9 protein-coding genes are annotated in these 11162 nt (G+C 67.5%); 5 read left to right on the top strand and 4 right to left on the bottom strand.

Going from position 1 to position 11162, the window contains the following annotated elements:
- Positions 1 to 132 precede the first annotated feature (132 nt).
- Entirely contained in the window at positions 133 to 528 is a 396-nt protein-coding gene (locus EV643_RS43300; protein WP_133806063.1) for an SCO5918 family protein, read from the bottom strand.
- A 198-nt stretch (positions 529 to 726) separates the two neighbouring features.
- Here EV643_RS43300 and EV643_RS43295 point away from each other — a divergent pair, with 198 nt between their 5' ends.
- Complete coding sequence (locus tag EV643_RS43295; RefSeq protein ID WP_133806062.1) at positions 727 to 1302, top strand: recombinase family protein; 576 nt, start codon at positions 727 to 729, stop codon at positions 1300 to 1302.
- 191 nt (positions 1303 to 1493) lie between these two features.
- Here EV643_RS43295 and EV643_RS43290 read toward each other — a convergent pair whose 3' ends face one another.
- Together EV643_RS43290 and EV643_RS45275 are read right to left on the bottom strand one after the other, a co-directional pair.
- Complete coding sequence (locus tag EV643_RS43290; protein WP_133806061.1) at positions 1494 to 2294, bottom strand: hypothetical protein; 801 nt, start codon at positions 2292 to 2294, stop codon at positions 1494 to 1496.
- 291 nt (positions 2295 to 2585) lie between these two features.
- Positions 2586 to 3611 (bottom strand): helicase-related protein, encoded by a 1026-nt coding sequence (locus tag EV643_RS45275; protein WP_238166216.1) that lies wholly within the window; start codon positions 3609 to 3611, stop codon positions 2586 to 2588.
- Positions 3612 to 4628: 1017 nt separating this feature from the next.
- Between EV643_RS45275 and EV643_RS43280 the strand changes: the two genes are divergently transcribed.
- Positions 4629 to 5567, top strand: a complete 939-nt coding sequence (locus EV643_RS43280; RefSeq protein WP_133806060.1) for a TolB family protein — start codon at positions 4629 to 4631, stop codon at positions 5565 to 5567.
- Between the two features lie 663 nt (positions 5568 to 6230).
- Here the strand turns inward: EV643_RS43280 and EV643_RS43275 are convergent.
- Positions 6231 to 8300, bottom strand: coding sequence for a sensor histidine kinase (locus EV643_RS43275; protein ID WP_133806059.1), 2070 nt, complete (start codon positions 8298 to 8300; stop codon positions 6231 to 6233).
- Positions 8301 to 8460: 160 nt separating this feature from the next.
- Between EV643_RS43275 and EV643_RS43270 the strand changes: the two genes are divergently transcribed.
- The 3 genes from EV643_RS43270 to EV643_RS43260 all read left to right on the top strand — a co-directional run bounded on the left by EV643_RS43270 (position 8461) and on the right by EV643_RS43260 (position 10901).
- A complete protein-coding gene (locus EV643_RS43270; protein WP_133806058.1) occupies positions 8461 to 9105 on the top strand; it encodes a hypothetical protein in 645 nt (214 codons plus the stop codon).
- 50 nt (positions 9106 to 9155) lie between these two features.
- On the top strand, positions 9156 to 9839 hold the full coding sequence (locus EV643_RS43265) for a response regulator transcription factor (RefSeq protein WP_238166215.1): 684 nt from the start codon (positions 9156 to 9158) through the stop codon (positions 9837 to 9839).
- A 90-nt stretch (positions 9840 to 9929) separates the two neighbouring features.
- Positions 9930 to 10901 carry a TolB family protein gene (locus EV643_RS43260; protein ID WP_133806057.1) on the top strand — a complete coding sequence of 324 codons (972 nt, stop codon included), beginning with the start codon at positions 9930 to 9932 and terminating at the stop codon, positions 10899 to 10901.
- Positions 10902 to 11162 lie beyond the last annotated feature (261 nt).

Here is an 11162-nt window from a genome sequence, read left to right as displayed (position 1 = left end):
AACCAACGCCGCCGAGTACGGTACTTCTGCACCCGGCAATCACGCCGGAGCACAGCCAGACCAGAATCGCTGCCCGGTCAAGTTTGAAGAGCCGGCAATGGACCTCATCGGAGGTGTCCCAGCGGCGCATCTTTAGCCCTCGAGTGCGGCCAGCCGCGCGTGGAAGCCGGCAATTGCAGCCTGTGCGGTCAGCAACTCGGCTTCCAGTCGGGCCAGGCGCTCCTCCACTGCCACCTCACCAGCTGGTGCGGCACTGACCGTCTCTATCCATGCGCTCCTGCCCTCTGCCGTCTCGTCAGCGGTACGGCAGAGGAAACCAAGCCGCACCAGAACGCGCTGTGCTTCGTTCGTCGTGAACGACGCTCGATCGAACCCGGTCGCCTTCTCGAAAACCTGCTTGGGCGGGAATACCGAGTTGAGCATCTCCACGACGTGCTTACGGATGGGGTCCGGGTCGACGCCTCGCATCGACTCCTCCACCTGCTCGCGAGTTAGGTCGAACGAGCGTCCTCCGACAATGAACCTCATGTTGCCTCCGTAAGTTCTAGAACTTCTAGGCTAGAAAGTACTACTAGAAGTTCTTTCACGGAAGGTTGCCTGAGCGCCTCGGAAACGATCGTTCGCGAGACGCTCGGAGTTCTGGCGGAGTCCGGGCGAGGGACGTTGTAACGAATGCCGTGTACGCGGCAACGTAACGCGCTCGGGGGTTCGCGATACAGTCCTGCCATGCGAATCGGCTACGGACGGGTCTCCACCCGCGACCAGCACCCCGAAGCCCAACACGACGCGCTCCGCGCGGCCGGCTGCGACGACGTCTTTATCGACAAGGCCTCCGGGAAACTCGCCCGCCGCCCCGAGCTCGACCGGGCCCTTTTGTCGGCCAACCGCACCGGCGACCAGCTGGTGATCACCAAACTCGACCGGCTCGGCCGGTCCCTGGAACACCTGATCGAGCTGTCCAAGGACCTGCAGGCGCGCGGCGTGGACCTGGTGGTGCTCGACCAGGGCATCGACACCTCCACCGCGGTCGGACGCATGTTCTTCCAGATCCTCGGCTCGATCGCCGAGTTCGAGCACGCGCTGATGTCGGAGCGCACGATCGACGGGCTCGCGGCAGCGCGCGCTCGTGGCCGCACCGGAGGCCAGAAACCCAAGCTCGGTGCCCGCCAAGTCAAACTGGCGCGGCAGATGTACGAAGAGACCGGGGATGACGGGAAACGGCGTTACACCGTCGCCCAGATCGCGGCAGAGTTCGGCGTCACCCGGCCCACTATCTACCGTCACCTTTCCAACACCAGCTAGCGATTCTCCACCCGCAAGGACATGAAGGCGTTTCGGATCGTCGTGGCTGCGTGCTGCGATGAGGTCGTGAGCATGCGCGGCGACCGGGAGCATGCGGTTCGGTCGTCGAGGGCCTACGGTCTGCGGATCGCTGTGCAGGCGTTCGCCGCGCGCTGGGGGAGCCATCCCGGCTTTCGGGACGAGTTGAGACTCTAGAACCTGTCGCCCAGGTCGGGTCCGTACTTGCACCCAGGGAACGCTTCGCTCATACCCTTGCTCATCTTAGCCGTGCATTCCCAGCCGCCCCGGAATTCGATCCCCGCGAGTACGAGTGCGGCATGCCGCATCTCTGCCCGGTCGACCTTGGGCGCGTTCGGCGTCGGAACCTTCCACACGACGACGTCCCAGGCGAACTTGCCCACCGGGGCGTCGGCCGAGAACGGGATGTACCAGTGGGACTCGCCGAGCTTGCCGCTGGCGGGCATGTCGCACCCGGCTGGCCAGAGCCAACCGCGGCCGATGTCGTCGCCCACCTTCCCGACCAGGCTGTTGTAGATGCCCAGGTAGGCGACGTCGAAGTCCCAGGCGAATCCGTTGGGCTTCAGATCCTTGGCCTGCCCCTCGACCCGAGCGGCATACACGACCGCCTTGCTGCTGCGAAGTGCCGAGGGTGGTTCGCGGTCGCACCCTGCGGCCGCACGTCCGTAGCTGATGTCGACCTGGTGTGGCTCGTACACGATGACGTCGACCTTCGCCTTGTATCCATCGGGATTCGTCACCGTGATGGACTCTGTGCCGTAGACCTTCTGCTGGTCACCGCCCGGTGCGAGCCCCCGCTTCGGGTCGATGGTCGAAGGCGTCGACTCGGTCGGTTCCGAGCTCGGCTGCTCGGTTACTGCTGGTGCGGTCGCGCTGGCAGTCGGCTCGCCCGCAGCCTGGTCCACCGGTTTCTCGGCCGCGCACCCAACCAGGCCGATGACGACCAGGACAGGTGCAATCCACGTCTGTCGCATGATTCCTCCCCCTCCGCCGCGTGGCCCCCCACCGGCGATGAACACCCAGGCTGACATACCGCAAGGGGGACCGCCAGCTTGGTACTCGCGGTGCTCATCGCGGTGGTCACGCTTCTGCTCACGACGTAGTCACGGCCCGCGGCGTACTGAGTCCCCTGCTGCAACGCAGCGTGCCCTGGAAGAAGGGTCAACCAGGTGCGGAGTCGCGCTCGACGATCGACGGGCTATATGGCTGCGCGGCGCTCGAGGAGTTCTCTCGCTGACTCTGAGGAGGAGCGGCGTGAGTAGTCGCTAGGACTCCGAGAGACGCTGCGACGTCCGGGTCCGTGATGGTCGGCGCAGCGGCCGGCGGGGGAGCTGCAGCCGCGGCCAGCTTGTCGTTGATCGCCTTGCGGGCGGCGTACGCCGCGTGGAGGGCCTCTTGGTGCTGGAACGGTTTCCGGAGTTCGCCTTGGGCGCGGCCGATCTCGGTGGTGAGCTCGTCGATCCACTCGTGTCTGGCCGCGAGCTTGCGGTCGAGGCTGCGGAGGGCGTTCTCGAAGCGGACGACCAGTCCGGGAGCGGGGTTCTGGGTGCCGCCGACGGAGACCGCGAGCCGTCGACCGGTACGCCGACGACGTCGACCAGGACGTACGGCTGGTCATCGCGGTACTGGCGCTTGGCGGTGAGCTCGTAGCCACCGAGCCGGCCGACCGGGTGGTCGGCGGCGTCCCATCGGGGCGCGCTCAGGACTTCGGTCATCCGGCTGGCGAGGGCGCGTGCGCTCATGAACTGGCCGATGAACCGCGCTTTGCGTTCGACGGTCTGCCAGGAGTAGGTGTCGAAGGTGCCTTCGGTGACGTAGCGCAGGATCTCGATCTCGGCGTTCTGGTTGCCTTGGCGGCGGCCGCGGCCGTCGCGTTGCACGATGTCGGCCGGCCGCCAGGGGCAGTCGACGTGGTGTAGCGCGACGACCCGGTCTTGGGCGTTGGTGCCGACGCCCATCTTGGTGGTCGATCCGAGCAGCACCTGTACCTGGCCGGTCTTGGCGGCCTCGAACAGCGCCGCCTTGTCGCGGTCGTTCTTCGCGGAGTGGATGAACGCGATCTGCTCGGCCGGCACCCCGCGTGCGACGAGCAGGTTCTTCAGCTCGTCGTACACGTTCCAGTCCTCGCGTGGCGTGCCGAGGTCGCAGAACACCATCTGCAGCGCGCCGGGGCGCGGATGCGGCAGGTCGGTGCCGGGGGATGCGGTAGATCCGATCCTTGTTGGCCGCCCACTTGCGGGCGACCCGATCAGCGACGGCGACGACCTTGGTTCTGCTGCCTTCGTCGGCAAACAGGTCGAGTACGTCGTACTGCGGGCGGGGCTACGCCCACCGTGTCCAGCGCCGCCAGGCGGCTGATCACGGCAGCCTGCCGTACGGCGACTTCCCACAGCTCGTCCGACGCCGCCAACACACCACGTTCAGATACCTCGTCCTGGCCCAAGCCGAGTCTCCAACCCCCGAGAAACCTGCCGTTCAGGACGCTAGTGCAGACGACTCCGGTACACCGTTACGACTCGCACTCGCCTGCACAACGCTCTACCGACAGCGCGGATCCCGTGCAGACGACTTCGGAAATCAACACCGATTGTTGTCGATGTTCGAACTCGTCTGCACGGATGTCCGTACTCGTCTGCAAAGCCCTAAGCAGCCAGAGGGCTGTTCCCCCGTCGATGAAAGAAGGCTTTCATCAGTAGATGGTCACCAGCGACGGCCGCGACCAGCTGCCGCGCCTTTTGCGGGCGCGGTGACCAAGCCGGCGCTGCAGCGCGTCGAGGCTCAGCCGCCCGTCGACCAGGGATGACGAGTTCGCCGTCTATCTTGAGCCGGCTGCTGGGTGGTGCTGTATTGCGTGGCCATGAGCGTCGTGGACATGTCCACGACGGCGAGGTTGATGCCAATTCTGATCTGGCTCGGACGGGGGTGTGACACTGTGGCCATGGGCAACTTGCCGCCCGGGCTCGCCGGGGCAGTCCAGCTCGAGCTCGCCCGGGCCGCCGAGCGGCTGCCTGGTGATCGCGGCAGCCGGGCGGGTCGCGATTGAGCTGAGGTGGGTCGGCTTTCTTCGCTGAACTTCGGGGGAACCCATTCGTCTGCTGGTCCCGGCGGCTGGCTGCTGCGCACTGTTCGCATCATCCACCGGGTGCCGGGCGCCGATGGCGCGCAAGGCGCTTGGCGATCGATCCAAGCCGCTTTTTCGCCGCTGCCTCGCCGTTGACGAAGGGCTGGGAAGCATGGTGCCGTAGGCCAAGGGGAGGGTTCAGAAGCGATGAGGGGGCTCAGTTGTGAAGCGAACGATTGTGTCGGTGATGGCACTGGCATTGACATTGGTTTTGTCAGCCGTCGCCGTGCCGGCCGACGCGAAACGTGCACCCGACGGTCAGATCGCCTTCAGCCAGCAGACGGGGACCGGCGGGGCTAACATCTTCGTCGGCAGCTCAGACGGATCAAAGGTCCGGCAGGTCCCAATCCCGTACCTCGCTGAGGATTTTGCTTCACCGAGTTGGTCGCCCGATGGCCGGTCGCTGCTGATCAGCAACCTCCTGCGGTTCGACACCGCTGGCGAGCTATTGCCGTTCCGGCCAGCGACCGTCAAACCAGACGGTTCGGACTTCAAGCTGCTGGACCCACCTGGTGCGCCGTTCGACATGTACTGCAGCGGCTGGTCACCCGACGGTCGGCGGCTGATCTGCGGCCTCGGCGTTGACCCGCCGGGTCTCTTCACCATCCGCGCATCCGATGGTGGCGATCCCGTGCGGCTAACGACCAATCCGTACGGCGCCGCCGACACGTTCGGCGACTTCTCACCGGACGGCAAAAGGTTCGTCCTGGTGCGATTCAAGGGTGAAGAGACCGCGCTCTTCACCGCGCACTCGGACGGGAGCCATCTGCGTCAGCTCACGCCATACGGATTCGCCCAGGGACACGAAATCGCGACTGCGCACTGGTCACCGGACGGGCGGGCGATCATCTTCGCGACCGGTGAGGGCCGCTTGTTCCTGGTCCATCCCGGCAGCGCCCGGCTGACCCCGATCCACCTTCGCACCGGCGGGAGCACCTACTTCGCCTTCGCCCCAGGATGGTCGCCGGACGGGACGAGGATCGTGTTCTCGCTATCCACCGGCGGCCAAGAGGACATCTACACCGCGAGGCGCGACGGCACCGATCTGGTTCGGATCACCAACACGCCGGCTTTCGAGCCATTCGCAGACTGGAGGCCTGAATCGAGGCACCGCAGCGGTAAGTGAGCACCCGTTGGAAGCTCGCACGACAAGGGCACAACGTGGATCGCAGAGGAGTTCAGTCAACTGATCCTGCTGCCTGGCGCTGAGACAGGTCGACCACGGACGAATCGACTGGTCGGCGCCTGGCTGCCCTGAGTTCGCCGTGCGCGGCGGCTAGCGGGTCGCGCAACTCGGCGCCTTCGCGGCTGAGTTCTTGGTTGCCCGATGCGCGGCTTCCAATCGGCGAACCAGAGAAGCGGCAGCGGCGCGCTGCCGGGTCGGCACTGAGACGGCGGCCGAGCGGCCGTTGTCGTCTCGGAGCTGTTCGATGGCTGCGCGGATTTCGGGCTGGGTGTAGAGCCACGAGCGGCTGACGCCTGCAGCCGCGGCGATGTTGGCGTAGGTGACCGGCTCTCCGGATGCCTCAGCGGCGCGCAGGACCGGCTGGCTCCGGCCTGGTCGAACCGGGCGATCAGGGTCAAGGTGCGTGTGCGCTGCTCCTCATGGGCGGGCAGGTCCTGACTGGTGGTGATGAACACCGGGCAGGGCAGGCACTTGTTGGAATTGGTCGCAGCTTTGCTGGCGGGGCAGGCCGCAGTGGCCGTTCGGCAGCGCGGTGCGGGCCCGGCTGGCCCACTCGACGTCGGTGGGAAGCAGGTGGCCGTAGTCGTCGTCCGTGGTCCGGGGCTAGGTCTGATCGGTGAGGGCTTGGGCGGGGATGGTGCCGTGGAGGCGGGTTCCTTGGCCGATTGCGGTGTGGATGTGGGCGTTGCCGCCCAGGGCTGACATCCGGTCGTCGATGTTGGCCAGGCCGGTGCCGGCGAGTGCACGTGCGGGGTCGAAGCCGGTGCCGTCGTCGCTGACTTCGAACGAGAGCCCGCTGGCGTCGCCGGTGAGGTCGACAGTGATGGTCGTTGCGCCGCTGTGGCGGACGGCGTTCTGGATGCCCTCGAGGCATGAGAAGTAGGCCGCCGCCTCCACCGTGCGCGGATAGCGGCCGACTCCTTGTGCGGTGACCGACACCGGCAGGGCGAGGTCGCGGGCGTGGGCCCGCAGCGCGTCGGTGAGCCCGGCCTGTTCGAGCAGGGGTGGGTGGAGTCCGCGGGCCAGGGCGCGCAGGGATCGGATGGTGGCGTCGACGTCGTTGGCGATGTTGTCGAGCTCGGCGGCCAGCCCCGGCTGGCCGACGCGTGCTTGCAGGGTGGCTAGGCGTATTCGCAGTGATATCAGGCGGGTTTGGGCGCCGTCGTGGATGTCGCGCTCCAGGCCGCGGCGGGCTTGATCGTGGGCCTCGACGAGACGGCGGCGTGATGCTTGCAGCTCATCGAGCTGGATCTGTAGCTGTGCGTTGAGCCGATCGTTGCGCAGAACGACGCCGAGCGTGTGTGCGACGTCGTCGAGCAGTTGCGGGGCGTCGGAGACGAGGTCTGCCCGGGCGGTCGCGTAGAGGCGAACCTGACCGAAGGTCTCACCCTGGTGCTGCACGGTGGCCCGCAGGATCGGCTCCGTGGCTACGGCACCGCTGGAGTCCCTGTTTCCGGTCGGCTGCGGGTAGGCGGAGGGTTCGAGGTGCACCTCGGCGCGGGCCGCGCCGGTGCTGCGCACGAGCAGCTCGGTCACCTCGGCGACGACATCTGCGGCGGGGGCGGTGCTGGCGTGGGCGGCCAGGCGAGACATAACCTCGCTGCGGTCGGCATGGCGGCGGAACAGGAGCCGGTCCACCAGCTGCCGAGTCCTGCGGCGTGCGGGCTCGATCAGCAGGGCCACCACCGCGACAGCGACCAACGGCAGCAGCCGGCTGTCGACGCGATTGCCGACCAGGCTGGCCGCGCCGACCACGACCGTGGCGTAGACCGCGGCGACCAGCACGGACAGGACCACCGCCACCGCCGCCCGGCCGAGCACCGGCTCAACGTCGTGCAGGCGGTAGCGGGCAACGGCCAGGGCGTAGGCGACGATCAGCACATTGAAGCTGACCAGGATCGCCGGGATCCACACCTGCTGCCAGGGGTAGGAGACGACGGCGACCACCGCGAAGGCGATGGTGGTGATGCCCGCCAGCCGGAACGGTTGCCGTTGGGCGCTGTCGGTCTGCCGCCAGCGGTGCAGCAGGCCGCCGATACTGACCACTGCGGCGACCGCGACCGGTAGCCCCCCGGCGGCGAGGAGGATCGGCACGATGGCCGGTGTCTGCGCCGTGGTCCAGTCTGCTGTTGGCCACCCGTCGATACACAGCGCCGCCATGAGCACGACCCCTCCAGCCGAGGCGGCGGCCACCACCGGGCGCCAGGTCCGGCGGGATAGTGTGCCGTCGGGGAAGGCGAGCGGCAGGACGGTGGCGGCCAGCACCGCGGCTGGCACCCACAACCAGCCGGTCACCCACAGCGGGATCGCCGCGGCCAGCGGCAGATCGGCGGGCGCCAGCCCGTCCCCGATCCGGGTCAACGGCGCCGTGAACCCGGCCGCCACGAGCTCCACGTCGGCCCACACAGCCACCATCACGTGCAGTACCTGGATGACGCCGATGGCCGCCAGGGCCCGCCCAGCGGTGTTGCGCGGCCGGCGGCGCAGCACCAGCCAGGCCATCCACAGCAGCACGACCGCCGACGGCCCGTTCTGGAACAGGAACAGCCCGTACTGCACCTGAACCGAACGGTGCCGCAGCAGCATGGAAGCGAACACCGCCACCACGATGGCGGTGCCCACCACCGCGGTGACGGTCAACGGCCGCCGCCGCGCCGCGCTGCGCTCCTGCATCCCCTGAGTATCGACGCTGTAGGTGCCTGCCGGTACCAGGGGCGCGAGCCGAACCATCAGGCTACGGCCAGCCACACCACAGACTGGCGGGCCTGCCCCGCTGGCTGGCCCGTCCGGTCGCGGCGAGGCTTGACCACAGGCACCCACCAGAGGAGCAACCATGAGCATCGACCTGTCCGGCACCATGGGCCCAACCGCGTCCCGCGTCTTCGGCCTCGCCGCTATCGCCGGACCTGTGCTGCTGTTGGGCAGCACCATCGCCTTCATTAGCGAGAACGGCATCAACGACGGCGTCATCGGGGGCATGATCGGCATCTGGTCGACCTTCGCGCTGGCGGTCGCGTTCACCGGCATCTACCGGATGATCGAACCCGCAGCACCGCGCGTCGGCCCAATCTTCGGCGCGATCGCGTTGGTCGGCTTCACCGCCGGCGCCCTGTTCAACCTCCAGGCCATGTACCTGGCGGCGTACGGCAACGACCTTCTCACCGACACCATGAACGGCGCGCTGCCCGACGTACCGGCGATCACCTTCTTCGCGTTCCTGCCCTGGGGCTGGCTGGCCCCCCTTTCGTTCGTCGCCACCGGCATCCTGCTCTGGCGCACCCGCACCGCGCCAACCTGGTCGGCCGCCATGCTCGTACTCGGCGGGATCCTGTTCATCGCCTCCCGCCCGGCCCGCGTCGCGCCGCTGGCGATCGCCTGCGACCTCGCCCTGGTGCTCGCGCTGGCACCGATCGGCTGGGCCATGCTCGCCCGCCGCCGTGTCGTCGCCGACGTGATGCCGTCGACAGCATCGTCCTGACGGCTGGAACACGGCACGTACCGGAACGGATGGGCCAGTCGTGCACTACGGTGAGTCACAAGATGGTGATCCGCGTGGTGGTAGCCGAGGACAGCTACCTCATCCGCGAGGGCCTGCGGTTGCTGCTGGCAACGCAGGACTACGTCGATCTCGTGGCAGGTGTGGCGAGCCTGCCCGAGCTGACCGCCGCGGTGGACGAACTCACCCCCGACGTCGTGGTCACCGACGTGCGGATGCCGCCCGGCGACCAGGACGAGGGCATCCGGTTCGCCGAGGCACTGGCACGGTCGCATCCCCGAATCGGGGTCGTGGTGCTATCACAGCACCTCGAACCGGAGTGGGCGCTGCGGCTGTTCGCCACTGGCGCCGCCGGTCGTGCGTACCTGCTCAAGGAGCGAGTCGGCGATGCCGCCCAGCTCCGGCACGCCATCGAATCCGTAACAGCGGGCGGTACCGTGCTCGATCCGCTCGTCGTCGAAGCGCTCGTGCAAGCCCGCACCAGGCATGCACCATCGCCGCTGTCCCGACTGACCCCCCGAGAGCGGCAGGTCCTCGCACTCGTCGCCACCGGGCTATCCAACGCGGCGATCATGAACCGGTTGGTGCTCACCGAACGGGCCGTCGAGAAACACATCACCTCAACGCTGGCCAAGCTCGACCTCGACCCCCACGACACCCAGGTTCACCGCCGAGTCCAAGCCGTCCTGGTCTATCTGTCGTCAAACAACAGCTGACCACCACCACCACCGGCGGCGTACCGAGCCACGCCCTCGTCGAGGTGATCGGGCTCGCCAGCAGTGGCCAACCAGGAAAGGCAGATTGAGATGCAGTCGAATGCCAACCGGTGCCGTTGGGCATTGATCGCCGCCATCACGCTGGCGGTGTCGGCGGCCTGCTCCGCCCAGCCCAGCCCGCCCGCAACCCCGACCACCAACCCCGCCGCCGACCTGCCCGGCCGAATCGTGTTCACCCGCGCCGGCGGCACCTTCGGCGACGAAACCATCTTCACCGCCAACGCCAACGGAACCAACGAACGAAAGATCGCCGACGGCGGCGCAACATGCTGCCCGAGGGCCACGCGGGACGGCCGCCGCCTGCTGTTCGCCGCCGCCGCGGGAAACCGGATCACCACCGCGACCATGAACATCGACGGCTCCGACCGGACCACGATCCCGCTACCCGACACCACCCTCAACCTCGGACCCGGCGCCTGGTCACCCAACGCCGACCGGATCGCGTTCGAAGGATGGGACGACACCGACAACACCCGCGACGGCATCTATCTCGCACGACCCGATGGCACACAACTGACCCGCCTCACCAACGCCGACGAACAACGCGACCTCCCTAGCGACTTCTCCCCCGACGGCACCAGGTTGGTCTTCCTCCGGCAAACGCCCGGCGCGCCCAACCCCGGCAGCCTGTTCGTGGTAAACGTCGACGGCACCGGCCTGCGACAGATCACACCCGACGGCTTCAACGTGCAATGCTGCGGCAACCACCGATGGTCACCTGACGGAAAGCGCATCCTCTTCGCCGACACCATGGGCGCGCTGTGGCTGGTAAACCCGGACGGGACCGGCCTGACCAAGTTCTTCAGCGACACGCAGGGCCGCTTCGCGATCACACCGGCCTGGTCACCCGACGGCACCCGGGTGATGTTCGCGCTTGACCCGACCGCCGACCCGTTCGCGCACCCGGCGAACGGGCTGTACGTCATCAACACCGACGGCACCGCACTCACCCTGGTGATCGGCACACCAGACTTCAAACGCGAACCCGAATGGCTACCCTAAACCGCCGGGTCACGGCGTTGTGGCGCACTGACACGTTCCTTACCAGCACCCCAACCTGCCGGGGCCATCGCGCTGTGTCGGTCCCTCGGCATGATGGAGCTCATCCGGGTTCCAATGGAGTGTCGGGAAACGATCGTTTGCGAGACACTCCGGAAGCTGGCCGCATCCAGGCGGAATTTGTCAAGGCGGATGAGGCCAGCGTGAGTTAGGCGGCTAGTTTTGTGTCGGTTTCCTTCTGGGGTGTCGGTGCTGGTCTGTTGA

The organism is Kribbella caucasensis (assembly GCF_004361855.1).
Taxonomy (GTDB): domain Bacteria; phylum Actinomycetota; class Actinomycetes; order Propionibacteriales; family Kribbellaceae; genus Kribbella; species Kribbella caucasensis.
This window is presented reverse-complemented; position numbering and strand designations above follow the sequence as displayed.